28 protein-coding genes, 1 tRNA gene and 1 pseudogene are annotated in these 23,143 nt (G+C 48.6%); 12 read left to right on the top strand and 18 right to left on the bottom strand.

Features of this window, described 5'->3' with window-relative positions:
• Positions 1-13 precede the first annotated feature (13 nt).
• The 4 genes from Dvar_RS00150 (at position 14) to Dvar_RS00135 (ending at position 4,440) form a co-directional block, all read left to right on the top strand.
• On the top strand, positions 14-1,798 hold the full coding sequence (locus Dvar_RS00150; protein ID WP_419659701.1) for an ExeA family protein: 1,785 nt from the start codon (positions 14-16) through the stop codon (positions 1,796-1,798).
• 262 nt (positions 1,799-2,060) lie between these two features.
• Positions 2,061-2,855, top strand: coding sequence for a general secretion pathway protein GspB (locus Dvar_RS00145; RefSeq protein ID WP_419659700.1), 795 nt, complete (start codon positions 2,061-2,063; stop codon positions 2,853-2,855).
• Positions 2,856-3,029: 174 nt separating this feature from the next.
• Positions 3,030-4,289, top strand: coding sequence for a peptidoglycan DD-metalloendopeptidase family protein (locus Dvar_RS00140; protein WP_419659699.1), 1,260 nt, complete (start codon positions 3,030-3,032; stop codon positions 4,287-4,289).
• Positions 4,290-4,364: 75 nt separating this feature from the next.
• Positions 4,365-4,440 (top strand) — tRNA-Ala (locus tag Dvar_RS00135).
• A gap of 158 nt (positions 4,441-4,598) precedes the next feature.
• Here Dvar_RS00135 and Dvar_RS00130 read toward each other — a convergent pair.
• The 14 genes from Dvar_RS00130 to Dvar_RS00065 all read right to left on the bottom strand — a co-directional run bounded on the left by Dvar_RS00130 (position 4,599) and on the right by Dvar_RS00065 (position 12,740).
• Entirely contained in the window at positions 4,599-5,036 is a 438-nt protein-coding gene (locus Dvar_RS00130; protein ID WP_419659698.1) for a hypothetical protein, read from the bottom strand.
• Positions 5,037-5,038: 2 nt separating this feature from the next.
• Complete coding sequence (locus Dvar_RS00125) at positions 5,039-5,479, bottom strand: Panacea domain-containing protein (protein ID WP_419659697.1); 441 nt, start codon at positions 5,477-5,479, stop codon at positions 5,039-5,041.
• Between the two features lie 521 nt (positions 5,480-6,000).
• Positions 6,001-7,359 (bottom strand): phage major capsid protein, encoded by a 1,359-nt coding sequence (locus Dvar_RS00120; protein WP_419659696.1) that lies wholly within the window; start codon positions 7,357-7,359, stop codon positions 6,001-6,003.
• Between the two features lie 28 nt (positions 7,360-7,387).
• Complete coding sequence (locus Dvar_RS00115; protein ID WP_419659695.1) at positions 7,388-7,612, bottom strand: hypothetical protein; 225 nt, start codon at positions 7,610-7,612, stop codon at positions 7,388-7,390.
• 97 nt (positions 7,613-7,709) lie between these two features.
• Positions 7,710-7,898 carry a helix-turn-helix transcriptional regulator gene (locus Dvar_RS00110; protein WP_419659694.1) on the bottom strand — a complete coding sequence of 63 codons (189 nt, stop codon included), beginning with the start codon at positions 7,896-7,898 and terminating at the stop codon, positions 7,710-7,712.
• Positions 7,899-8,276: 378 nt separating this feature from the next.
• The gene (locus tag Dvar_RS00105; RefSeq protein WP_419659693.1) at positions 8,277-8,624 is read right to left on the bottom strand and encodes a P27 family phage terminase small subunit; all 348 of its coding nucleotides are present in this window, start codon (positions 8,622-8,624) and stop codon (positions 8,277-8,279) included.
• 37 nt (positions 8,625-8,661) lie between these two features.
• Positions 8,662-8,868, bottom strand: coding sequence for a hypothetical protein (locus Dvar_RS00100; protein WP_419659692.1), 207 nt, complete (start codon positions 8,866-8,868; stop codon positions 8,662-8,664).
• Entirely contained in the window at positions 8,861-9,070 is a 210-nt protein-coding gene (locus tag Dvar_RS00095; RefSeq protein ID WP_419659691.1) for a hypothetical protein, read from the bottom strand. The genes Dvar_RS00100 and Dvar_RS00095 overlap by 8 nt, the downstream gene beginning before the upstream one ends.
• Before the next feature lie 12 nt (positions 9,071-9,082).
• Positions 9,083-9,241 carry a hypothetical protein gene (locus Dvar_RS00090; RefSeq protein WP_419659689.1) on the bottom strand — a complete coding sequence of 53 codons (159 nt, stop codon included), beginning with the start codon at positions 9,239-9,241 and terminating at the stop codon, positions 9,083-9,085.
• On the bottom strand, positions 9,228-9,587 hold the full coding sequence (locus Dvar_RS00085; RefSeq protein WP_419659688.1) for a hypothetical protein: 360 nt from the start codon (positions 9,585-9,587) through the stop codon (positions 9,228-9,230). The genes Dvar_RS00090 and Dvar_RS00085 overlap by 14 nt, the downstream gene beginning before the upstream one ends.
• Entirely contained in the window at positions 9,584-11,824 is a 2,241-nt protein-coding gene (locus Dvar_RS00080) for a DUF3631 domain-containing protein (RefSeq protein WP_419659687.1), read from the bottom strand. Before Dvar_RS00080 ends, Dvar_RS00085 begins: the two co-directional genes overlap by 4 nt.
• Positions 11,821-12,000, bottom strand: coding sequence for a hypothetical protein (locus tag Dvar_RS00075; protein ID WP_419659686.1), 180 nt, complete (start codon positions 11,998-12,000; stop codon positions 11,821-11,823). The genes Dvar_RS00080 and Dvar_RS00075 overlap by 4 nt, the downstream gene beginning before the upstream one ends.
• Positions 11,993-12,190 carry a helix-turn-helix domain-containing protein gene (locus Dvar_RS00070; RefSeq protein ID WP_419659685.1) on the bottom strand — a complete coding sequence of 66 codons (198 nt, stop codon included), beginning with the start codon at positions 12,188-12,190 and terminating at the stop codon, positions 11,993-11,995. Before Dvar_RS00070 ends, Dvar_RS00075 begins: the two co-directional genes overlap by 8 nt.
• Positions 12,191-12,245: 55 nt before the next feature.
• Complete coding sequence (locus tag Dvar_RS00065; protein ID WP_419659684.1) at positions 12,246-12,740, bottom strand: MerR family transcriptional regulator; 495 nt, start codon at positions 12,738-12,740, stop codon at positions 12,246-12,248.
• A gap of 133 nt (positions 12,741-12,873) precedes the next feature.
• Between Dvar_RS00065 and Dvar_RS00060 the strand changes: the two genes are divergently transcribed.
• Positions 12,874-13,863: a tyrosine-type recombinase/integrase gene (locus Dvar_RS00060; RefSeq protein ID WP_419659683.1), complete on the top strand. Its 990-nt coding sequence runs from the start codon at positions 12,874-12,876 to the stop codon at positions 13,861-13,863.
• A gap of 166 nt (positions 13,864-14,029) precedes the next feature.
• On the opposite strand, the gene Dvar_RS00055 is transcribed toward Dvar_RS00060, so the two are convergent.
• The 3 genes from Dvar_RS00055 to Dvar_RS00045 form a co-directional block, all read right to left on the bottom strand.
• Entirely contained in the window at positions 14,030-14,296 is a 267-nt protein-coding gene (locus Dvar_RS00055; protein ID WP_419659682.1) for a hypothetical protein, read from the bottom strand.
• Between the two features lie 36 nt (positions 14,297-14,332).
• A complete protein-coding gene (locus Dvar_RS00050) occupies positions 14,333-15,154 on the bottom strand; it encodes an HD domain-containing protein (protein WP_419659681.1) in 822 nt (273 codons plus the stop codon).
• Positions 15,155-15,530: 376 nt separating this feature from the next.
• Positions 15,531-17,693, bottom strand: coding sequence for an SUMF1/EgtB/PvdO family nonheme iron enzyme (locus Dvar_RS00045; RefSeq protein WP_419659680.1), 2,163 nt, complete (start codon positions 17,691-17,693; stop codon positions 15,531-15,533).
• Positions 17,694-18,670: 977 nt separating this feature from the next.
• Between Dvar_RS00045 and Dvar_RS00040 the strand changes: the two genes are divergently transcribed.
• The 6 genes and pseudogenes from Dvar_RS00040 to Dvar_RS00015 form a co-directional block, all read left to right on the top strand.
• On the top strand, positions 18,671-18,787 hold the full coding sequence (locus tag Dvar_RS00040) for a hypothetical protein (RefSeq protein ID WP_419664243.1): 117 nt from the start codon (positions 18,671-18,673) through the stop codon (positions 18,785-18,787).
• A gap of 157 nt (positions 18,788-18,944) precedes the next feature.
• Positions 18,945-19,703, top strand: a complete 759-nt coding sequence (locus Dvar_RS00035) for a substrate-binding periplasmic protein (RefSeq protein ID WP_419659679.1) — start codon at positions 18,945-18,947, stop codon at positions 19,701-19,703.
• Positions 19,704-19,817: 114 nt separating this feature from the next.
• On the top strand, positions 19,818-20,027 hold the full coding sequence (locus Dvar_RS00030) for an AbrB/MazE/SpoVT family DNA-binding domain-containing protein (protein ID WP_419659678.1): 210 nt from the start codon (positions 19,818-19,820) through the stop codon (positions 20,025-20,027).
• Entirely contained in the window at positions 20,024-20,395 is a 372-nt protein-coding gene (locus Dvar_RS00025; RefSeq protein ID WP_419659677.1) for a type II toxin-antitoxin system VapC family toxin, read from the top strand. Before Dvar_RS00030 ends, Dvar_RS00025 begins: the two co-directional genes overlap by 4 nt.
• Positions 20,396-20,605: 210 nt before the next feature.
• Positions 20,606-20,893, top strand: coding sequence for a hypothetical protein (locus tag Dvar_RS00020; protein ID WP_419659676.1), 288 nt, complete (start codon positions 20,606-20,608; stop codon positions 20,891-20,893).
• Between the two features lie 27 nt (positions 20,894-20,920).
• Positions 20,921-21,289, top strand: a pseudogene (locus Dvar_RS00015) (DUF6144 family protein); the annotation flags it as partial.
• Here Dvar_RS00015 and Dvar_RS00010 read toward each other — a convergent pair.
• Positions 21,231-21,482, bottom strand: coding sequence for a hypothetical protein (locus Dvar_RS00010; RefSeq protein ID WP_419659675.1), 252 nt, complete (start codon positions 21,480-21,482; stop codon positions 21,231-21,233). The pseudogene Dvar_RS00015 and the gene Dvar_RS00010 sit on opposite strands and share 59 nt — an antisense overlap.
• A gap of 675 nt (positions 21,483-22,157) precedes the next feature.
• Between Dvar_RS00010 and Dvar_RS00005 the strand changes: the two genes are divergently transcribed.
• A complete protein-coding gene (locus Dvar_RS00005; protein WP_419659674.1) occupies positions 22,158-22,439 on the top strand; it encodes a hypothetical protein in 282 nt (93 codons plus the stop codon).
• Positions 22,440-23,143: the final 704 nt, after the last annotated feature.

Genomic DNA, 23,143 nt, shown 5'->3' with positions numbered 1-23,143 from the left:
AAATGGGTTAACCATGTACAAGCGTTTTTTTGGTTTCAAGGAAAGACCCTTCAAGCTGGTGCCCAACCCGGCCTACGTTTACCTGTCGCGGGTTCATGAGGAGGCACTGGCCCATTTGAATTATGCCGTGAATTACGGTGATGGTTTCGTGGCCATTACTGGCGAGGTGGGTACCGGTAAGACCACCCTTTGCCGCATGTTTCTGGAAAGTCTCGATGACAAGACAGAAATCGCCTATATTTTCAACCCCAAACTGGATGCCCTGCAACTGCTCAAAGCCATCAACGACGAGTTTTACATTCCCACCGATACCCATGGGGCCGATTCCGTCAAAACACTGATCGACAATTTCAATACATTTTTATTAAAAAAGAAGGCCCAAGGCCGGCGGGTGATTCTTCTGGTGGACGAAGCCCAGAATCTAAGCGCCGATGTCCTCGAACAGCTGCGGCTATTGTCCAACCTGGAAACCAATTCCAGCAAATTGTTACAGATCATCCTGGTTGGGCAACCGGAATTGAGTGATCTGCTCGAAACCGATCGGCTGCGCCAGTTGAAACAACGGATCACCTTGAGATGTCATTTGATCCCGTTAGATTCAGAGGAAACCCAGGAATATATCCGTCATCGTCTTTATATTGCCGCGACACGTCCAGGCGTGTCTTTTACAATGGCCGCCTGCCGATCCATATTCAGGTATTCCGGTGGTGTGCCCCGATTGATCAACATTATCTGTGATCGGGCATTGTTGATTGCCTTTAATCTTGGAAAACACCGGATTAGCAAGGACATTGCCAAGCTGGCCATTAAAGAGGTGGGGGGGAAACCCAATCGACAATGGCTTCCACCAAAATGGAGGATGGCGGTTTTTGGATTGGTCATGGGGGGCGTGGTTCTGATTGCCGTGCTCTTTGCCGCCCAGATCCTTTCCAGACGCAGGGCCAATTCCGTTGAACCGGTGAGTCATCATAAAATTGAAGATACCCGCCCATCGGTGCCGCAAGCCGCTTCCGCCAATGCCCCGCAACCCTCTCTATCGGAAAAATTGACCCTGCCAGGGATTAGGGAGCCTTTGGACGCCTTGCCCCCTTCGGTTACAAATGCACAACCGGATTCGGCTTTATCCGCCGGACCGATTGTCGTGGACTTGCAACGAACGATTGCAACCATGCAAGATCCGTTTCGTTCGCGCAGTAGGGCGCTTCTGGCTGTTATCAAGGCTTGGGATGCACCAATCCCAAGGATTCCCTTTTCCAAAGATGTGCGGGACAATGAAATTTTTTTTCGGATCACCGCCCGGCGCAGTGATCTTGAAACCCTGAGGGTGAAGGGCACGCTGAATATGATCCGGAAACTCAATTTGCCGGCCATTTTGGAATTTAAGCTGTCCGATACCGGTGACTTCCGGTTTTTGGCCGTCGTGGGATTGGTTGATGGCAAGGTTCATTTATCTGATAACGAAACAATTTTTTCTGTGGCGCCGGCTTCACTGGCCGGGTTATGGAATGGTGTGGCCTATGTGCTCTGGAAAAATTTTTATCACTTCGAGGGGGTGATTCCCGTTTCTTCACCGGGAGAAGTGATTATTGCTTTGAAAATGCATTTGAAAACCATTGGTTTTCCCATTTCCGAGATGACCGCTGCATACGATATCACGACACGATCAGCGGTTGAGACGATTCAGTCCCGTCATGGTTTGAATCCCGATGGGATGGTGGGACCGTTAACCAAAATAGTACTTTACAATGAGGACCGATCACTGGATATTCCACTTTTGATTCCCCCATCAGTTGAGTGATGCACTCAGCGGATACGGACATTGAGCGGGAGTAAGGACTTTTAACAACCAACCCGTAAGGGATCGATGATCAAGACTATGAGGGGTGCCGGCGTTGAGTTCAATTTTGGAGGCATTAAAAAAAGTTGAGCGGGAATCCGCGGTGGGCGATGGTCAAAACGCGCCATTGCCGGGGCTGGTTCTGCCTGTAAACAGAACGGTTGACAGGCCGCTCCGGTGGCTTCTGTGGATACCCTTGGGGTCAATCGCGGTTTTGTTTTTTATGGCTTCTGTTTTTTGGCTGGCGCGGCTGTCCACACCCGATCCACAACCTGTGGTTACCAAGCGGGTGATTGAACCGATCGCTGCCGCGAAACTCGAAACCCGATCCGTTGTTTCCCCTGATCCGCAAACGCCTTCTCCCATACGCCGGAAAATACCCGAGGACCCATCTCCTACGCCACCCGCACGGTCACCGCAAAACAAGACCGTTTCTTCTGAAGCACACGATGCATCTTCCATCAAGTCGCCGTCACAAAGCGAATCGCCCCCAAGCGTGTCATCTGAAGTCAGGCCTGCGTTTATCAAGCCGCCTCAGAGCGAGGTGAAGCCGGGCCAGACGCCGGAAGACATGACGGCATCCAACAGGCCGCCACAAAGTGAACCGCTGCCGGGCGTGACCCCGGAAGCCAGGCCTGCGTTTATACCGCCGCCACAGGGCGAGTCGAGGCCGAACGTGACCCCGGAAGACATGACGGCATCCATAACACCGCCGCAAGCCGAGTCGAGGCCGACCATGACAACCGAAACCAGGCCGCCATCCACAGCACCCGCGCCACAACCGTCCGAAGGCTCCCGGCAAACGAATAGAAAAAAGGTTTTTCGCACGGACGATCGTATTGATCTACAGGCTTTGGTGTGGGCGCCGGAAGCCGCTGATCGGTTTGTCGTGATCAACAATTTGCTGCTCAAAGAAGGGGGAGCCATTGACAATATCACTGTGCTGCGCATCAATCCGGATGATGTGCTGCTATCAGATGGCTCTGATCGGTGGCACCAGGAGTTTAAAATCCGCTGAAAAAATCGTTTGCCGGACACCCATGTATTTGTTAATATTATACGAAATTCCCTAAAGAGATTGATTGTGTAGACCGAAACGATCCTTAAGACACGTGTCTATCTGGAAGATCCGTAGCGGACTTTTTGGAGCCAGACGCGGCAGATGGTAGAACGCCTGAAAGGAAAGTCACGTATGCACGATAAAAGTCGGTTCCTGGCCAGACACGGTTTGATGCTTTTGCTGGCCGTTTTCTTTTTGGCTCCCCTTGCCTGCCTGGCATCCGGTGACAGGTCCACGGCATCCACTGATGAAACCGTTGTGATTGACCTGACCAAGATTGCTCGAATCAATGTCGTCGAGGGACAGCTCCGTAACCGGACGCTCTACGAAGCCCTGGCGGAGAGTGATGTACCGCCTACGGAAATTCTTTCCCTGTCGAAATCATTCAAACCGGTTTTTGATTTTCGTTGTGCCCGGCCAAAACATTATTATCAGGCCAGTATTGACGAGAAACATCTGATCCAACGATTTGTTTACAAAACCAGTCCGCTCGATGAGTACGAAGCGATCAAGAACAGCAATGGCGGTTATACAGTACACAAGCGCCATATCACTTTGGAGCGGGAGTTGGTCTCCAAGGTGTTCACCATTGAATCCTCCCTGTATCAGGCTGTTGCCCAAAGCGGTGAGAATCAAAAGGTTGCCGTCCTGATCGCCGATATTTTCGCCTGGGATATCGACTTTTATCTATATCCGCGAAAAGGGGATCAGATTGCCGTTATTTATGAACGCTGCTACAAAAACGGTCAGTTCGTGAAGTATGGTCGTATCCTGGCGGCCCGCTATGTGGGCCGTCAAAAGACGTTTTCCGCCTATCTGTTCAATGACGGTCAATTCGACGGATACTATGACGAAGACGGTCAACCGTTAAAAAAGATGTTTTTGCGAACACCGGTGAAATTCGGCAAAATGACATCCTCCTTTTCCATCCGGCGATTTCATCCCATTTCCAAACGCTACAAGGCCCACACCGGCATCGATTACGGTGCTCCCACGGGCACGGCCATTTTTGCGACGGCCAACGGCCGGGTTACCTTTTCGGGATGGAAGTCCGGGTACGGGAAGTTGGTCATCATCAAGCACCCCAATGGCTATCAGACCTATTATGGCCATTGCAGTCGGCTGCTAAAAAAACCGGGCCAGCTGGTGGAGCAGGGCCAGGTTGTTGCTCTGGTGGGGCAGACAGGCGTGGCCACCGGCCCCCATGTACACTATGAAGTCCGCGTGAACGGCAAGCCCATCAACCCCAATACGGTCAAAAAAAGCCGGGGCAAGCCGCTTAATACCAGTCTATTAGCCAAATTCAGGCAAGAGATTCAGGAACGGGTGTTGCTGGTGGATCGGTTGTTGAAAGAAAAGACGCAGCTGGTGATGTTGACGCCTGACAATTGAATCTCTTGACGCCGCCTTAAAAAAAGCCTATTGAGGGTTGACTGTTTCTTTAACAGACCGCTTTTAGATAGTCGTGGGGATGTAGCTCAGCTGGGAGAGCGCAGCGTTCGCAACGCTGAGGTCGAGGGTTCGAGCCCCTTCATCTCCACCACAATAAAAACAGGGGTTTAGGATTGATTTCCTATGCCCCTGTTCCTTTGTGTTTTGACCAATTATTGGTCAAGTTTCTGTTTTCAAATCACTTGCGCAGAATCCGCAAAAAAAGCCCCTGGGTGGCCAGTGGCTTTTAGAATTGGAAAGATTTTCGGGTTAGGTGTGTTTTTTTTGCGAAGGGCAGACTTGATGGTCAGGATCCCACCAGAGGATCTTTAAGACCTCGTTGTGCTTGATCCCGAATATGCGCTGCCGTCCGGTCAGCCGGAGCGAAAAGATTTCGTCGATATCGTCAAGTTGAATTTCAGATAAACGCTGTTTTGCTTGAGGACACAAATTATAAATGGGAATGGAGTGACTCCCATTTCTCTTAATATCGTACCAGGTCATTTCTTCAAATTCAGCTATTTTTTGATGAATCGCGGTCCAAACAACCTCTTTGCTTATACCTTTCCAGCACCAGGGACCTCCAATATCAAGAGAGCTCACCCTCCACACCGGTTGCATTCTATCATAATTTGCAAACTGATTGGTTGCTCGAACATGTTTTTTTGATCCAGGATCTTTGCTAATTTTAGGCTTTTTCTTCCCCATTATTATTCTTGAGATGGAAGGCTGCTGTAATATTCGGCCATTGAAGCAAGGCTTATAGCCTTGTTGCTTCGGCTTAGATCGGGCACACCGATACGAGCATTTTTCCATGGCGCTTCTATATGGGTTAAATCAACCAACCATTGCGATGATTTATCACCATAAAACTCGAGCACAGCGTCAATTGTCTCTTTTTGTGTACCTGTTAGTTTGTTGGGATCGCCATTCGTCATTGAAGAAATCATATATATGCCACGGTGTTGATCGTAAAGGTCCCTTACAACAGGTCCATTTGCCCATGCTTGGATTTCTTCAGGGAAGAGAGGCGCTTCATCCCAAACCAATGACCAAGCCTGTGAATAATATACCAATTTTTGAAGTTTCATCGTCGTCATAGGGCCTTTTTGCTCAAGGATGTAGGCCGCTACATCAAACACGTTTGCCATAAATCCCCCCCTATTTTGCAGGCGTCCTTTGATAACGTTGACTGAAGAATGACTATCAACCCCCTACAACGTAGTTCATTCACCTGTCAAACATTATCGGGCTAAACTATCCATCGCTTAAGTAAAAAAATTGCCAAGCACACCCGGAGCAGGGCCGATAGGCCAGGGTGAACTCTGCATTTAGCTTACCAACCGCCCCGTCCCAGGGCGGTCTGTGTCATAATGGCGGTTTGAGATTAAGCAGCTTTCTCGGCCGTCAATAAAAAAAGGCCACCAACCCATTATAGGACTGGTGGCCCGGACCGGATAAAAACGTTTTACAGCCGCCGCTGGTCGATGCGCCGGGCGAAAGGATGGGCCCGGGTCGGCTGACGCGGTTTTTTCGGACACTCACGCCTTGTCCGGGGCTTCGGACCAGATCGGTCCTTCCCGGCTCACCCACGCCGTGATTTGATCGGCCGTTCGGCATCCAAGCAACAACGATGCCCCAATGGCAATATAGATTCCGAACGGTCGAAGTCTTATGCTCGTTCGTCGAGGGTCACGGCCCAGCTATATTGAGTCGAACCGTCCCGGCTGGTGATCGGCTCAGCCCACCAGGGCATGCCGGCAATGCGCAGAATAAACCGGTAGGCCATCACGTCATAATCGAACCACAAGTGCATGGAAACATCGGTCTTGATGCCGCCAGTTTTCACTGCGGTCATGTACTGCTTGGGATCGACAAGGATGATATCGCCTTTGTCGCCGAGTGTTTCGCAAGCTTCCGTAAAGAGGATCGGGCGACCGAAAAGTCGGCCATGGGGCGCATCGGCGCTTGTGCTGTCGGGGTTGTAAACTGGGTGGCCGGCAACAGCAACAGCATCCGGGGTTCCATATTCCGTGATGGGATAGACCAGGGAGTCCAGTTTGGGTAAAATCGTTTGGTGGGCAAGAAAAATCGAGTTCCGCCAGCAACCAGCGTACAGCGCTGATCGCATCTTGCTGAAGTTTTCGAACACCAGGCTATCCGCCGGCTGTCCGTCCTCTTTTGCGATGGAAATAGCGCTTGCACTGTTCAGGATTCCAAGTGGCTCACCTGCCCCGCTGCCAGAAACGAGCTTGTGGTTCAATTTGAAATGGAATCGGGAACCTACAACACGCCGCAAATAACCATCCAGGCTCGGGGCATCTTCCATCAGCTCTTCGGTGACGGGCACCAGCGATGTCAGCTTGTTCAGGCGGATGGTCTTGTCTTTCAGGGCCACTTTGGACTGTTTAAGCTGGCTGGCTTCGGATTCGAAATAGGCTTGGGGTCCGGTGCTTGCCCATGGTGCACCCTCATCCGCCGGAATGATAATTTGGTTGCTCACTGCGGGTAGCTGATCGGTGCGGGGCAACAGGGAGTCTTCGCCGGCCACCTTCTGCCAGATCTCGGTTTTGAATTGATTGGGTACGGCAAAACCGCCATCAGCGCCCACACCTTCCCTTGAGGTGGTGGTGGGCGCGTTAACAACCAAACGCGGGTCAATGGATCCACCACCGCGCCGATTTGCGTCACGTATCGCAACAGCATAGTGGCCAAATGTCTGGAAGCCCCCGGTTTCATCGCTGGCACCGGCCAGGTGGCCGCCGGTCGCCGGGTGGTGGCCACCATCGATGGGGCTGTGCGCGCTGTTACTCGGCTGGGACGGTTCGGATCTGCGGCCGGTGGAGCGCGCAGCAACGAGCTCGCGCAAATACTCTTGCTCTTCGGGGGTTTTATCCCGTATCAGGTTGAGGCCTTCGAGTTCGTCAAAAATTTGCTCTTGTGTCAATGTATTTACATCGGGCCTCGGCATCCCATAAACACGCATACCGTTGGGAATCTTGGGTGTTTCGATAATACCTTGATTTTTCATTGTTTAAAGCCTTTCTATGAGAAGTTGATTACTTCTGAAGTCGTTTTTTCAATTCGGCCATGCTCTGCCGGGCATCGGCAAACTGCTGATCTTGAAAGTCCTGCAGGGCTATGGTGTGATTGTGCTCAAGCACCCGCTCGTGCACGTCGAGCAGATACTCTATCGTCCTGCCAAGTGTTGAATCCCGCTGTGCCGATAAAACCTTTAACCGTCGGTGCGCATCGTTTGAGATTTGAAAATTTCTGTTTTTCACGGGTCTGGCTCCTTTCTGATAAATCCAAGAAAACATAGTTACTAAAGAGAAAAAAGGTGCCTTGAAAGGATTGGAAGAATTGACAATTATTGAATACTCATGAAACGGCTTTTTCTACCATGCGGGCGCTTATCAGGGCATCGATGCTTGGCTCAAGCACCCGAAGGCACCCTTTGTGGAGCCGGCAGGCCTGTAAGGGACAATCGGGGTCGGTGATCATTCTACGCACCGTGGATTCAGAGACGGACAAGCGCTTGGCAGTCTGTGTGACGTCAAGAAGTTTCATATCTGGTAAGCCTTTATATAGATTTCGAGCGATTCATAGTGGCTTTTGACATCATCCGGCCATGATTCAGACATTTCTGGAAGCCTTTTGCCGTCAAAAATTACTTCGGAAAAACAAGGAAAGTATTTTCCACATGGGGCTGGTTTAAATCCGGACGTTCGACAAAATGGTTGTCGCCAAATTTTTAAAAGCGCTGTTCTGTTCTGGCGCCAAACGTTTTTGGCTTGCGGTCGCAATTCCCAGGGAAGCCGGCCAGAAGCCTTGGCTATGCTGCGTGGGCCGTAACACAAGGAGCACCCACAGAAGCAGCAGCCATGTAGAAGGTGCCGTTGCTCGAACGGTCCCAGGTTTAACCGTGCGCCATGCCGAACTGGCATCTTAGAATCCTCCAAATGCCGGGGGAGTTGCAGGTGGCCTGCCCGGTCCGCGCTTGGGCTGCTCCGCCTGCTGTTTCCCTATTTCAAGCATCCGGCATCCGGCAAGAAATGCAGCCCAGGAATTTTTAGAGATTTCACAAGCTGGGTGTTTGCGTATCATTCCGTTTTCACTGACGAAGGTGAGGCCCTCTTTGTTCAGCTGGTCAGTGGCCCTCCAAAAAATATCCAAGTTTTCGCAGATAGCATGTAAAATTCGCTCTTCATCATCTGAAAATTCGTATTCTGTGTGCGTTTGACGGTAAAATTCCCTGACTTCTTTGTGCCATCGGGCTTTTCCACGCTGCTTCATTTTTTCACCTAAAAACAATTATTTTGAATTAATTTCGCTAAAACACATATGCCAGCCCGGCTGTCGGGACAAGGCGGGCCAAGGATCGGGCTGGGGGGGCACCCTTCAGGCCGATCATTTGGAATCTATGCCAATGCTCATGCGGCACCAAAATATAGGCGTTATCCGCCCCATGCTGGGCAATGGCTGCCTCAAGTGCCTCCACCGGGCAGCCACTGTAAGGTATGTAAATCCGATCACTCATTCAGCGCCTCAGTGGCATCGATGCCCATCATGAACAGCCAGCGCTTGGCAACCTCATGGTCAGCGAATGTGCACGTAAGGCAACCACCGTCCACTTGCCCGATGATTGCGCCGGGCCTGTCATTCTCGGCAGCCCTTGTGGCTTGGTCGTTTAGGCGTCTCAACTGGTGAATCTGTGCGTCGGTCAATCGTATGCGTATCATGTGCACATCCTCCTATTGATTGCGGTCAAAATGCTGCTCAAGCTTCTGGATCCTATTGTCCAGGCAAACCAGGGCCAAACAGACTTTCTTAAATACCTGCTCGAAATTTGCTACGGCTTCCTTCAGGCCATCGATGGCTGCTTTTGCTTCGGGTAGGTCATTCGCTTTCATGGGAATCCTTTCCTGTCTTATCGTTTAATGGGCATTCGTTCCGCATGTACTTGCACGGTGTTGGCGATCCAGCTTTGTGGAGAAAATACGCTGTATGGAAGCACATCAGCCCATTCCCGGCATATTCACCATGATCCCAATAACCAGCCGCTGGACATGATTCACATTCGCCCGGCTGGCTGCCTTGAGCCATGGCGGCCAGTATCGCTGCCTTGTGCTCACGAGCAAATTCAATGACTTGATTCTTTTGTTCCGAGGTCAGTCTGGACAACCCGCTCAGTTTGATCGAATTACCCACGACTTCGGCCCTGACCCCTGCATCTTCAAAAAAGCTGATTGCGCTCATATCAACACCTCATCATCACGGTTGATGTGTATATCCTTGCCAGCACCCCCCTTTTGATCCGTAACGGCGTAACACTCCTTTGATTTCGGGTGGTTATCGTCATTTTTAAAGTGTAACGTATCTCCTGATGTTACATTTTGTTTTTTGCTTAACTTGTTGATATTATTGGTTTGTAACGGTGTTACGGCTTGTTTAGGGGGGTCGGATGGAATATACCTGTTAAACGCATCTTTAAACGTTTCGAGCTCATATCCCTTTTTGAGTTCAACACCGATTCTCAAGGTTTTTGATTTTATTCCAAACGGAGATAAAAACCGGGCGAGTACATTGGTGGTCAGCCCTTTGCCGCTCTTCAAATCACTCCACGGGCGTTCATCCAGGCTGTTGAGGTAGTTCACAAGATTGGCTGAAAAGATTCGTTCGTTGCCTATTGTGACGAAGGCTTCCCGAATATCCGCAAGAAGCAGGATGGATAGATCGTCGTCGGCTTCGTCTTTTACCTCGAGCATTGCCCTGGCAGCACTGGCAAGTTTATCTGGCCATTCGTGGCCTATTGTGCTGACAATGGCTGCAAGTGGAGCCCAGTTGTCCGTTGCACGATCGTTCCCGGGTACCGAAAGAGTTGATTTGCCGCTCTTGAGGGAATCGATATTGTCGTTGACCCAGCGCAGAATCATCCGACGCAATATCGCCGCGTGGTTGTCAAACCGTTCCCCTATTTTTTCCCGTCGCTCTTTGGTGGTTTTTCTTCGAAGTTTCACAAGGATGGCACGATCGGCGATTGTACCAGGCAATTGCCCTATTGCCGCGATTGCCTTCGGCGCCCATGTCGAAAACTTTTTTGGATCGTTGTTTTCACCATCGCAGCGGATTACAAATGCCGTTGACCTTGTGTGTCCTGAATTCAGGATGCCTCTTAGTTCTTCATTGTCTTTGAGAAAGGAATCGGCTTCATCCACAAGTAGGGTAGGCCTGAATTTTTCAACCGCTCGGAATACAGCTGCAGGAGATATGTTTGACGCGGGCAGCGCCCGGTTTGACATGCCGGAAAGCACCGTCATTGTGGTGGTTTTCCCGCAACGCTTTTGTGGAGAGACAAGCCCTATAATCGGGAGAACCCGAAAAGAGTCATAACAGTATGTAAGCACCACCCATGCCGACATCGTGACGGCCGCGCCATCGGGCAATACGATATGCCTTTCGAACTGGTCAACAATTTCACCCATCAACCAATTCCCGTCCACCGGCTCATTCCAGGGCGTATCTTCTATGACAACATCGTCGCTCCCCGCGGCTTGCTGTTCGCGTTCGGCTATTTTTCGCTGTTCGTCCAACCACGAGCGCCGAACACCTAAATCATCAGCTATCTTTTCACGCTGGCGTTCATATTCGAAGCTGTCCAAATCAAGTGCGCAGGATAATCTTGTGGTGAAATCGGATTTTGGGGTTTGTTGCTCGGTCGCTCTATCGGTCACATACGATCGGGCTTTGCTTATCTGAGGCTGAAGCCATCGTTCCCGCGCATTGCCTTTTTCAAGGTACTTTTCACCGATCGGGTAAGACTCGAAAATTGAAATTATTTCGGCGTCGGAGAGGTCAGACCATACCAGGGCATTCAATGCGGTCATTATCGCTTCTGACCGGCACCCCTTGGCTGCCCCATATTTGATTATGGCTTTCGTTTCCGGTTTTATCGGTAGGCTGTCGATATCGCCGCCGGCGGTGTGATTCTTGGTGTCGGTGGCTTGTTTTGACACCTCTTTATAGAGGTCAAGCAACCATTGAGGCGCTGGCACCATGGGAATGTCTTTTACAATTCGATACGGTTTCCCGGTGTCTGGATGAATTGATCCAGGGGCAACCACCTGACCGCCGGTACCCCGAATATCAAAACCCTGTGCCTTGCAAGCCCTGTTGCCATAATTACCGGCTTTCGGATACTGGAAGTAAAGGTGTCGGCCGCCGGATCCGGTTTCAACCGTGTAGGTGTTTGGAGTGGTCCAGCCTTCTTTATTACAAGTGGCGTCAAAGGCTGCATGGTCATCAATATCCAGCACTATGCAACCAGATGCCGGCCCGGTGGCATTGCCAACATTGTGACCGTTAATCTGGTCTGGAGACAAAACCCGTTTTTCTTCACAATAGCGCTCCCAGCCCTTCTCAATCGGTCTTTTCCCATTGAGCAAGATCTGTGAAAAATCTTCAGGCTTCGGCCCTGTTCCGCTCGTTTTACTCATAATTTTTTCCGTTTGATGTACCGTCGCTCACCGGTAAGGGGGTCCGTAATCCAATCTTGGACCGGGTGACCATCTTCGGGCAGGTAGGCGGCAACTTCGGCCTTCATGAGTTCAAGCTCATGCTCAAACTTCTCAATCAATGCCAGCATGCGCTCTATGGGCGTGATTTCACGCATCGGGGAAAATCTCTTCGACATCGCAGCCGAGAAAATGTGCATATTTTGCTTTTCCATGGTCGTTCAGGTTGAACCATCCGTTGATAACCCGTGAAACAGTTGACGGCTGTTCACCGATAATTCTTGCGAATTCCTTCTGTGACAAACCGCTCCTCTTGATTGCCGCAAACAGTTTAATGTTGTAGTTCACTTTGCCTCCTTATTATGCACCGTGCATCATGATGCATTTTAAACGACAAAAAAAATTAAATATTATCCAACACGCGCTTTGCGATTGTTGATAGATTTAAGATAATAGTTCGTTCGCACCTATCCGGGATGGTCCACTTCAACCACTCATCTGGAAGTTTGCCGTTAAAAGGTGTGCCGATCCACCCCTCGAGCCTTAGTTCACCGCCTCCACGATCTGGCCTGATAATTAAAAAGTAAGACGTTGTTATTTTGTAGGTCTTGAGAGTGTGCTTGGCCTCGCCTCTAAGCCAATCCATGATCACCTTAATTGATTTTATAGGCAAACCTGAATCGGCCAGACCCTTAATGAACCCAATTTCAACGCAATTTGTGACGCTGAACTCGTGTTTATCACCAGACTTAGCGCCTTCCTTGACAGGTATAACGAGACCCTTTTCAACCCATGATTGGACTGTTCGCAGCGCCACACCAGATGGCTTTCCAGCCACGCCAGACGTGAACGGTCCTTTTTTCCATGCCGGATGTTTATGAAGTGTGTCGTGCTGCATGTTGCATTTATAGGCACACATGCATTTAGTTGTCAATCAATTTTTAATCGATTGCATTTTTTCTATTTTTAAATAGTATGGCACCATGTCACTCGTAAAAAAAACCGATGGCCGAATCTATGTTTCCCACTATGTGGATGGAAAGCAGAAATGGAAATATTTCGGTAAAGGTGTTGAAGCCGAAAAGGCAGGCAATGAATTCAACGATGGGTTGAAGGCATCCGGACAGATCCGCACATATAAAAAACGATCAAAAACATTCGGTCCTACACTCACAGAATTGGTTGACGCGTATCTAAAATCGAAAGCAGCCACTCTGCCGGCCGTATCGCTCAGGAACACCAGATATAAATTTGAATCGGTGATCCTGCCCCTTGTCGGCCATTACAAAGCCATGAAGTTGACACCGGATATACTTGATAGGTACGTCGCTAACCGGTCAAAGAACGTCAAAATGACGACGGTGCACCGAGAATTAAGCGATATCCAGGCTTGTCTTAATTGGTCGGTGAAGCGCCGGTTGATTTCCCATAATCCGGTCCATGGGTATGAGAAGCCATCAAGAGACGATGCTGTTATTCGTCCACCGTCACCGGAGGAAATCAAGGCCATCCTTGCACATGCTCCAGAACATTTGAAACGAGCATTGACCATCAGCTATTTTACCGGTCTGCGCCCGGGTAATGCTGAGTTGTTCCGGCTTACCTGGGGGGATGTTGATATGGTATCAGGGTATATCAATATCGTATCGGCCAAGAAGGGCGGTATTCGTGAAAGGTCAATCCCGTTACATCCGTCATTTAAAAAGACACTTGAAAAATGGCACAAGTCTGATAATGGCAGGGGGCACCTTGTGCATTACGGGAAAAAACGAAAGCCGATATCCACAATTAAGACCACGTGGGCATCGACCAAAAAGAAGGCGGGTATCACCAGGCGGTTAAGACCGTATGATTTCCGCCACGCATTCGCTACAGCGATACTATCATCTGGCGGTGATTTAAAGGCCACAAGTGAGATGTTGGGGCACACCAGACCAGACACAACTTTGAAGGTCTACCAGCATACCAACAGCGCCATGCACAAGGCCAATATTGACCGTTTACCAGATATTGACCAATAAAAGATATTGGTCAAAATTGGTCATTATAAACATTTGAAAATATTTGTTATTATAACCGATAATTCCGTTCGCAACGCTGAGGTCGAGGGTTCGATCCCCTTCATCTCCACCACAATTATTGATAACCCTTCGTTTTAACGAGGGGTTATTTTTTTTGAACCCTACCTTATTTAGTCCACTCCTTCCACCTGTTAACCGCTTCGATAGCCAGTCTTTCTTTGGCATCATATTCTGCTTCAGCCTTTTTGATCTTTGATGACATGGCGACGCTGGTACCTTTGCCGATTTCGTAGATCATATGAAAGCAATTCGGTTTTTCTGGCCAGCCAGTGTTGCAGCGTTGTACGGGGCACACCATTTTCCCTGGCGAATTGTCGCTGGCTGCATCGATGCTTGACTTGTCCAAATTCATCAACCAATCTGGAAACCTCATCGCGTTTCCAGATAACCGAATTAAATTATTTGCAAATTAAACGTGTTTATCGACGGGCTTTTTTTCAGACGGTATCCTGAAAATGACGTTCCCTTTTTTATCATACTTTTCAAAGAAGACCCCATTTTTATCCATATTGTAGCCGCTGTCTTTCTCTTCTTTGAGTTCTGCACCTTCCTGTACAGGGTTGACCGCATCAAATGATCGAAGTGGTTCGGCAATATCTGCCGCGGTAAATGTACGGGCGAATGTTCTCAGTGCCCGCTGATGCTCAGAAATGCTGTGACGTTCAAAGGGGGAAAGCTCGTCTGGTTGAGGTACGAAATCGGATTCATTATCGAGCCGTGACCTACATTGTAAAAGAACCTTTTCTGCACGTCTGTGCAAGCGTTCATCACCTTTGTTCAAAACCGCCAACAATGCTTCCATTTCACTACAGAAAACGATGGCAAATTTTGGATCCTCTCGACAAATATCCTGGCAGTTGTCAATCAGGTCGGCCAGTTTGATTGTCTGGGCACGCGCCGAGGCATTCGCTATATGGGTTCGATCAATGGCTTTTCGGACAGAGCGATTACCATCACCGGGTCTGCTTACATCGGTCAGTTCTCTAACCAGCAAAGCTACATTGGTGCCAAAGACCGCTTCAATTTCCTCAATTGTCGCAGGGGTATCCTCCACAGTGTCGTGCAACCAAGCCGCAGCAATCATTTCTGGATCATCGCTTACAGTGGTGACGATCTGGGCCACCGTTTTTAAGTGCACTTCGTAAGGCTGGTTTGTATATTTGCGACGCTGGTCAATTCGCCGATGCACTTCGGTGGCATATTTCCTGGCTTCGCTAACGAGTTTATGCATTTTAATATCGTACCTTACCAGTTGACCTAAAATAAAAGCAGGGCATTAACTCTGCTTTGACAGATTAAAAACTGACGATGCTTTTTGATAAATCAGCATTTATTTGTTTTCGGTAAACGTAATCAATGGGCGTCTGCCTATGCATATGCCTTTCTTCAAGTTGCCGTACGACTTCTCCCAAGGTCGTGGCTATGTGGAAGTAAAAAGTCTGATGAACTCGTAAAAAGCCCGAGATCAAGGCTTGCGAATCCTGAGGAATACTGCTATCGCGGGTGCCGAAGGCAGCGTACGAATCGTACTCCGCAGTGACGAGGGATGAAGCGTAACGCCGATATCGGACTTTTTACGAATCCGTCAAGTCTGTCTTATCCAGCATCTACGGTGTCATGGCAAGGCGAAAACCCAGGGTACTGCGCCGGTGATCCGGCTCTCGTGGGAAGCGATAAGCCGAACGGCAGTGCCAGGCGCTACCAAGCCACATGCCGCCCCGAGTCACCTTGTGCGTGCCCGACGCGGGGCCGATCGGATCGGTGGTTTCCCCCAAGGGATATTTTCCATACCAGTCCTGACACCATTCCTGCACATTGCCGTGCATATCGAAAAGCCCCCAGGCATTGACAGGAAAGCTTGCTACGGCAACCGGTTTCGATCGTATTCGGCCCCTTTTGCACCCCTCCATGGGAATGTACCCGTTATAGTTGGCCTGATCCGAGGACATGCAGTCACCGAAGCTGAACAGGGTTTGGGTCCCCGCCCGTGCCGCATACTCCCACTGGGCCTCGGTGGGCAGACGATAGGTTCGGCTGTCCTCACGGCTGAGCCAACCGATAAAGGCCTGGGCGTCATTCCAGGATATGCAGGTTACCGGAAAGCCGTCGTCTTGATCATAGCCGGGATTTTTCCAACCGGTTCCTTCTACTTTCTTAGTACGGGCCCCTTTGTGTATTATTGCCCCGTCGCCGGTTTCCGCTTCGCTTCGATACCCGGTGGCGCGGACAAAGGCGCGCCATTGACCGACCGTGACTTCCGTGGTCTGGAGATAGTATCCACCGGTCAGGGTCACGCGATGACGGGTTTCGTCCTTGATCCATTTTTTGTAGTTCTCTTTCCCCAACATTTTGATGAGCAGCTTTTTTTCGGCTTTGGTTTGTCCCATCATGAAGGTGCCGGGTTGGATATGGACGAATTCCATGCCCAGGCGGTTGGAAATAATGGATTTCCCCTTCGCTGTCGACGGCAACTGCGCCACCGGGGGCAGTCGAAAGTCGATCTGTTTGTTCTCGCCTGCTGAAATATTCACCCAACGCGTCTTTTCGCCATACCCTGTTGCCGAAACCGCAACATGGTAGTCACCGGGATCAAGCGTCATCCCCTGAATGAAGACGGGATGGATATTGAGAATTCTCACCATGGCATCGGCAGGGTCGGTGTACACATAAAGCCGTCCCATCTTGGGTCCCTGTTCGGTGAGATGGGCCTCCAGATAGGCGGTGCGGCCGGCGGTCACTTCCACGGTTGTCCGATAGGTGTCGTATTTGTCCATTCTCACCTGAACCCGATGCGGTCCGGCATCCACTTCCATGTTTGACAGCGGGATTCGACCAACGAAACGTCCGTCCACGATTACTTCGGCGCCAGATATGTTGGATGTCACGGACAGGCGGCCCCGAGTGGGACTCGACGTCGGTGAAGATGTATCGATAATGGTTCCGGAACTGGCCAGGGAAAAAACGAAATCCCCCTTGTCCAAGGCCGGGTCGTTGATTTTGCCGAACTGGGGATGTTGGGCGCCACGGCTGTAGTTGACCACCTGTTCCTGCAGGTAATCTCCCAATTCCATACCGGTCACATAGCCATCCCGGTTTCTATCAGCGTAGCCGTCCTCGATACTTTGGACGAAGACGGTCTTGAACACCGACTCATCGGGAACCTGCTCGTTCTGATTGCCTGCGGTGATAAATTGGCGGACGGGTTTTTGGATTTTTTCTTCGATATAAGGAGATGGTTTGGATCGCACCGCCTGGAAGATGGCCCCGGAAAAACAGGAGTCGAAAAGCATAAGGGTGTGGCGGGCGCTGATTCGCCGGGCATAGGTCTCGATCTGCCGCATGCTGATGGCATGTTCCATGAAACCGATCTCGTCCCGATCCGGGTTGGGGGCGTCCACGGGCACGATGTACCCCAACTCCCGTCCGCCGGCCTCCTTCAAGGTGTGGCCGTGGCCGGAAAACCAGAATAATATGGCCTTGTCCGGGTCCCGGCCCGGTCCGATGATCAATTTGTTAAGGGCTCTCCGTAGGGACAACCAGTCGGGATCTTTTAGTAGGTTGACCTTGCACCCCAGCTTTTTCAAAACCAGGGCCACCTCGCAGGCATCCTTGACCGGATTGGGCAACCTCGGCCAACCGGCGTGATAATCCCCGCATCCCACAACCAGGGCGTAGTAACCGCTGTATAGTAAGATGTCTCGCGTCTCGCCCGTTCTGGTGTGAGCCTTGACCGAAAGGCCTCGGGTGTCGCCATGCGATTCTGATAGCATGAGGCCAGGCAGGCACACCAAAAAGCAGAATATTGCTAACATATTAGTACATCGTATCTTTTTAAGCAGTATTCGCTGTGTCATCTTTTCCCTGCATTGAAGATCGCTTCGGTCGTAGCTGTTTCTTCACTATAGTATTTTATCCAATTTTAGCATCGAATGGACTACAAATATTTTTAGTACCTTCTGTAGGCCAGTCCTGTCAATTGTTGTGATAGACGGAATTATGTAATCTTGATGGTAATTGGTTGTTCGATGCGATTTTGGGTGGTTTTGAAGTCCAGTCAAAAATGCTGCTACATAGCATGTCCCCGATTTGTACCCTTTCACCGTTGTAAACGTATTTCATGATATTGATGTCCATCGGACAAGCCTTGTCATCGGTATCAGCGATGATGATACCAGGAACCGAGGGGTTTTCGCCTACCCGATTGAAAGCTGCTCGACACCTATTTTAATGCACCAAGAAAAAATCCAGACTTCTGGTGCTGTAGTCAACCGGTTCAATAGGAAGGACGAGTTGCGATATGTGGACACTTCGAAACCGGCCAAAAAACAGATGATATCAGCTCTGAATTCGTGACCTTCCTTCAAGATTTGCTTGACATCAAGAGACTATCGCCGGATATATTTAGTCGAGTTGTGGGGTACGCTAAAGGTGCTGCTTTCGCGATACGTGATTTATGCAAACCCGTGGAGAAAACATTAACCGATTGGTCTTTTCCTGTAATGCGAATCATAATAATAGAGAACAGCGGAAGCCGAAAAACTTGGCTGGCCCCAAAGTTCTCTGATCTTAGCGATAGCCTGGTAATCCCGTTCGATCATTTTTTCTGGGAGCCTAGTGGGTTTGGCAGGCAAAGAACTTCTGAGACCATGGCCGACATGATCAATGATGCCAAATTATAGATCTTCACACTTGGAATGATACTATAACGTGTCGGGAGACGTTGATAGATATTAACTTCAAAAAGGCAATGGCCGAAGGAGAATTTGAAAATATCCAAGGCACCGGCAAGCCCATTGATTTAAGCAATTCCGCATGGAGTACAATAAGGGTTTCAAAAAGACATTCTACTGACCGGTTTGTTTGAAATATGCACGGCGCAGAAAGATCATTCCGGAAGCGACGATAGAAGCGTTATCTCCATTTTCCACTTTTGTTCTATTCAATAAGTACTCAGCACCGATTTACCTGGGTTCATCACTGCTTAACTCGATCGGAATAAACAACCTGGATTGGAAAACACAATGAAAAAATTGTTAAAGTGGTATTGTATTATTCTTATGAGCCTTGCTATTGTTTGTTTCCCTCACCTATGCATCTCGGCAGATAAAAAATTGATCAGTTCATTGCCCCCTGAACTTAAAGATGGTGCGGCCGCTGCTATTATGAACGCGGTTGCAGGGAAGCTGGATGCCCGATTGGAAATTATATATGCACCATTCAGACGCCGGCTCGCAATGATGGAAGCTGGGGACATCGATTTTTTGGCAGGATTACTGAAAAGTCCTTTGCGGGAAAAATACATCCATTACATTCACCCACCCTACAAAAGCCGATCAGATACCGTTTTTCTTGTACCGCGAGGAAGAACGGCCCTGATTCGGCGGTATGAAGATTTACATCACTTGACAATAGGGACCATAGTAGGGTCCAAATATTTCCCAAAATTCGATGATGACACCAGTCTGAATATAGAGGTTTGTCCTTATGCCGAATTGAATTTAAAGAAACTGATGGCGGGGCGCATCAATGCGGCGGCATTTCCGGAATCAGCAGGTCTTGATTTGATTGATCGGATGGGCCTCAAGGAATACGTAGAAGCAGCGGACTATCGATTTTCCAAGCAAAAGAATGTGTACATAGGCATTTCGAAAAAATCATGGTTGATGAACTCGATTCAACAAGTTGAAGATCTCGTTCGGTCGATGATCGAAAACGGAGAACTTAAGCGGGTCATTCTCGATTATTACACCAGTCGGGGGCTGCCGGTACCGGTTTTTTAGCCAGTTGGCTTTAGGACACGGCACGATTCCCAATCAGTGATAACGATAACCAAATTTGACAAGTAAGAATCGATAATGATATCGTATGTCAAAAATACAATCGATAGAGGTTCCATGATGAAAACTGTTACTGTTTCTCCTAAATATCAAATCGTTATTCCAAAGGTCATCAGGGAGGCAATGCACCTTCGCCCTGGGCAAAAAATGAAAATCATTGAGTATGAGGGGCGCATTGAATTGATTCCTGATCGGGATATTTCCGAGCTAAAAGGTTTTCTAAAAGGAATCAACACGGATTTCGAGCGTGAAGGCGATCGATTATGAATGTCGTTGATTCATCCGGATGGCTTGAATATTTTTCCGGGGGACCCAACGCTGACCATTTCTCATCCCCCCTTCAGGATCATGCCTCACTGATCGTCCCCGGTATTTCAATTTATGAGGTATTCAAAGTCGTGCTGCGCGAAGCAGGGGAAAACGAGGCCTTGCAAGCCGTTGCGGCAATGCAAAAGGGGCAAGTCAAGGATCTGACCACCAGCTTGGCAATGAGCGCGGCAAAACTGAGTATTAAACATGACCTTCCGATGGCTGACAGTATCATCTATGCCACCGCGAAAGCCCATAAATGTGTGGTTTGGACCCAGGATTCCGATTTTGAAAATCTGCCGATGGTCAAGTTTTATCCAAAATAAATTTCCATGTCTTGTAAAGTTTGGAGCAGGTCGCCACGCTTTGACAGGTGTGGTACGTGGAACTTATGCGCGTCAGGATGCTGTCCGTAAAACCGGAGGAGCATCCTGAAGCGGCCGAGGACCCGGTTGACGCCACCGAAAAATAGATGATAGAACCTGTAACCCTTTTTAATTGGCATGAACTAGGAAAAAAAAGAAAGGCGATAACAAGTGCCTACACAAAAATGCCCCATCTGTGGAAAAACAGCTAAATACGACAACCCACCTGATGATTCCGAACAATACAGATGTTTCGTGTGTCCGGTCTGCGGTTGTTTCGTTATTTCCCTGATGGCTGAAGATCATCTTGCAAAATTTCCCATAAAAGACCGAATGTATTATTCAAAGAAAGCCAAAGCCGCAGACGAAGGCAAAGTCTTGATTATCCAATTTTTAGATGATGGTGCTGAAGCACTGACGATGCACCGGTATGACAATAAATCTGAATGGTTTGGATAATCCTCTGTTTCTGAAGATCACACACACTTTTCGTCCGAAGACAACGCGACCTGGGTGAAATCTACGATGGACCGGCTGGAAAGCCGTTTTGACCGCTCCACCGTCAAGCGGATTCGGATGAACTGCCAATGCGGGTATGGTATAGGCATGGATGAAAAGTATCAAAGAGGGCCACGATATCTGCCTGATGAAAATCATTCCCCTCGCCTCCACCTGGAAATAAGAACGCACTCATTTAAGTGTCACAGGGCCGCATTTTTTAAATGCGGCCCTTATAAGCATCAAAATGGATTGGTTATTTTAAACCCTTTTTGCTTTACTCATGGCTACCCCCCTTTCATTTTTTATTTCCAAAACAGAGACGGTTTTGACCTCGAACTTCTCCAAGCCGATTGAATTGGTGTAGAGGAAAATTCTGGTTCTCTGGAGGGTAATGCTTCCAATCTTTTGCAAGGAAATCAATATAATGTACAGTTGCGGCCTCCGGAAAAATTCCGTTTTTATCCTTGCTATATTTCCGGTTCGGATAGGCTTTTCGGGCAACGTAGCCGCCAGGTTCACATTTACGCATCGCTTCAAGCATTTTCATCAGTATCTCCTTTTCTCAGTAACAAAACGCTTTCATCGGCGTTTTTAAAACGCCTTACGACCGGTGTCCATCTGGGCCTTGCGAGTTTCATGCCTCAATCTTGGGATATTGAGATCTTTGTTCTCATTTGCTCTGTCGACACAGGATTTAACCCCAATCTTAATTATGTAACATTGGGGTTTACATGAGATGCAATCAGGCTATAGGCGCCATCTCCTCTGTCATTGTGATGGCATTTTTGTCGTTTAACGTCAAAAGTCTGACTCTCAGGCCCTGTTATAACTGGATGGACACTAACTTGGATTTCCGGACCGATTTGTCCCGTTATAGCACACGATACTCTTTTTCTTGCAGTCACATTGGCGATGGTGTTGATGAGCAGTCACGGAGATGGGGCCTCTTTTGAATAAGCAACGTGTCATATAGAATACGCTAAAGGATCTAAAAAAATCAAAATGAAAAAGCATCAGGTGGCCTCGTGAAAAAGAGGAGGTGATCTGTAACAAATTTCAACCGGGGTTTTTTTGATCAAGAGAAGAATTTCCCATTTGAAGATCTCAGGTCTCCCAAAAAATTTTAAAAAAAAGCTAAAGGTATTAGTGTTTGATGCCGAATGGCATTTTTGATCCCTATCTTAAAATTTAAATGTCGAGGCATTGATTACCGGAGCTTGAAATGGATCCAGATCTTAGCAGGGTATCCGATCTGATTTTACCACTCGCCCACCATCAAACAACCGATGATGTTGGTTTCCCTGCCGAAAAAATCAAGACCCGCATCAAAGTCACTTTTCTCGCCGCCATTGCTTTGCTCAGTTTGGCGGCATTTTTTTTCAGCGCCATACTCCTGACAAGACAGATTCAATGTTTCAATTTTCGGCCGGTGATAGAAACATTGTCTAACGCTTCAGCGACTCCCTGTTCCAAGCGATTATCCTCATCACTGCCTAATCAATAGGGTTAACTTTTCTTAAAACAATCCTGACGGTGCTTTTTCTGCTTTTCTTTTCGGAAAAGGATGGTTTTGGTTTTACTCAGAATTTTAGCGAATTAATGCTGGTAACCAATGATTTTCCTCCACATGCCTTTGAGGAAAAAGGGCATATTTCTGGAATCGCCGCGGAGATCATAAAAGAATTGATGAGCAGGGCAGATTTTGATGGAAAGATTATCATGCTGCCATGGAACCGGGCGTTGAAATACTCAAAAAATCACAAAATGATGCTGTTTCCTTATACTCGGTTGCCCTACCGGGAAAAAGATTTTAAGTGGATTGGGCCGATCCTTAAGGATTGTTTTGTTTTTGTCGTACCCACTTCAACAAAGCGGACCTTCATCGACATTTGTCTCGGATGAGACAATTGCCTTATGGCAGAAAAATTTTAACGAAATGAAAGGGGACGGTACTTATCAACGCATCGTAAAAGCAGCCCGGCTATATGAGAATTGCCTTGAATGATGGTGCTTTTCGTAATGTTCATTTCTTTGATCAGGAGTTCATCCACTTTCCGGCCTTTTTGATATTTTTATAGCATTTTCGAAAAAAGCTCGCTATTAGGACAGACGCTGAATTCATCATTTTAAAAGGGGTTACGGAATTTTCCGTGGCCCTTTATACATTGATTCTCGAACAGGTGTGCCAATTTAAAGAAAAATGATGCT

It is taken from the genome of Desulfosarcina variabilis str. Montpellier (assembly GCF_048565275.1).
GTDB classification, from domain to species: domain Bacteria; phylum Desulfobacterota; class Desulfobacteria; order Desulfobacterales; family Desulfosarcinaceae; genus Desulfosarcina; species Desulfosarcina variabilis.
The sequence above is the reverse complement of the archived record's forward strand: the minus strand, read 5'-3'. Positions and strand labels throughout refer to the sequence as shown.

Excerpts from the sequence above, each read along its gene's own strand:
- Dvar_RS00085 (WP_419659688.1), bottom strand. The coding sequence starts at position 9,587 with ATGAGCGCAATCAGCTTTTTTGAAGATGCAGGGGTCAGGGCCGAAGTC.
- Dvar_RS00005 (WP_419659674.1), top strand. The coding sequence starts at position 22,158 with ATGGATCCAGATCTTAGCAGGGTATCCGATCTGATTTTACCACTCGCC.
- Dvar_RS00130 (WP_419659698.1), bottom strand. The coding sequence starts at position 5,036 with ATGGGGAAGAAAAAGCCTAAAATTAGCAAAGATCCTGGATCAAAAAAA.
- Dvar_RS00030 (WP_419659678.1), top strand. The coding sequence starts at position 19,818 with ATGATGAAAACTGTTACTGTTTCTCCTAAATATCAAATCGTTATTCCA.
- Dvar_RS00150 (WP_419659701.1), top strand. The coding sequence starts at position 14 with ATGTACAAGCGTTTTTTTGGTTTCAAGGAAAGACCCTTCAAGCTGGTG.
- Dvar_RS00040 (WP_419664243.1), top strand. The coding sequence starts at position 18,671 with ATGGCCGAAGGAGAATTTGAAAATATCCAAGGCACCGGCAAGCCCATT.
- Dvar_RS00090 (WP_419659689.1), bottom strand. The coding sequence starts at position 9,241 with ATGAAAGCGAATGACCTACCCGAAGCAAAAGCAGCCATCGATGGCCTG.
- Dvar_RS00105 (WP_419659693.1), bottom strand. The coding sequence starts at position 8,624 with ATGAAGCAGCGTGGAAAAGCCCGATGGCACAAAGAAGTCAGGGAATTT.
- Dvar_RS00075 (WP_419659686.1), bottom strand. The coding sequence starts at position 12,000 with ATGCGTGAAATCACGCCCATAGAGCGCATGCTGGCATTGATTGAGAAG.
- Dvar_RS00055 (WP_419659682.1), bottom strand. The coding sequence starts at position 14,296 with ATGAGGTTTCCAGATTGGTTGATGAATTTGGACAAGTCAAGCATCGAT.
- Dvar_RS00025 (WP_419659677.1), top strand. The coding sequence starts at position 20,024 with ATGAATGTCGTTGATTCATCCGGATGGCTTGAATATTTTTCCGGGGGA.
- Dvar_RS00065 (WP_419659684.1), bottom strand. The coding sequence starts at position 12,740 with ATGCAGCACGACACACTTCATAAACATCCGGCATGGAAAAAAGGACCG.
- Dvar_RS00050 (WP_419659681.1), bottom strand. The coding sequence starts at position 15,154 with ATGCATAAACTCGTTAGCGAAGCCAGGAAATATGCCACCGAAGTGCAT.
- Dvar_RS00125 (WP_419659697.1), bottom strand. The coding sequence starts at position 5,479 with ATGGCAAACGTGTTTGATGTAGCGGCCTACATCCTTGAGCAAAAAGGC.
- Dvar_RS00045 (WP_419659680.1), bottom strand. The coding sequence starts at position 17,693 with ATGCTATCAGAATCGCATGGCGACACCCGAGGCCTTTCGGTCAAGGCT.
- Dvar_RS00095 (WP_419659691.1), bottom strand. The coding sequence starts at position 9,070 with ATGATACGCATACGATTGACCGACGCACAGATTCACCAGTTGAGACGC.
- Dvar_RS00035 (WP_419659679.1), top strand. The coding sequence starts at position 18,945 with ATGAAAAAATTGTTAAAGTGGTATTGTATTATTCTTATGAGCCTTGCT.
- Dvar_RS00100 (WP_419659692.1), bottom strand. The coding sequence starts at position 8,868 with ATGAGTGATCGGATTTACATACCTTACAGTGGCTGCCCGGTGGAGGCA.
- Dvar_RS00140 (WP_419659699.1), top strand. The coding sequence starts at position 3,030 with ATGCACGATAAAAGTCGGTTCCTGGCCAGACACGGTTTGATGCTTTTG.
- Dvar_RS00120 (WP_419659696.1), bottom strand. The coding sequence starts at position 7,359 with ATGAAAAATCAAGGTATTATCGAAACACCCAAGATTCCCAACGGTATG.
- Dvar_RS00110 (WP_419659694.1), bottom strand. The coding sequence starts at position 7,898 with ATGAAACTTCTTGACGTCACACAGACTGCCAAGCGCTTGTCCGTCTCT.
- Dvar_RS00145 (WP_419659700.1), top strand. The coding sequence starts at position 2,061 with ATGGCTTCTGTTTTTTGGCTGGCGCGGCTGTCCACACCCGATCCACAA.
- Dvar_RS00080 (WP_419659687.1), bottom strand. The coding sequence starts at position 11,824 with ATGAGTAAAACGAGCGGAACAGGGCCGAAGCCTGAAGATTTTTCACAG.
- Dvar_RS00010 (WP_419659675.1), bottom strand. The coding sequence starts at position 21,482 with ATGAAAATGCTTGAAGCGATGCGTAAATGTGAACCTGGCGGCTACGTT.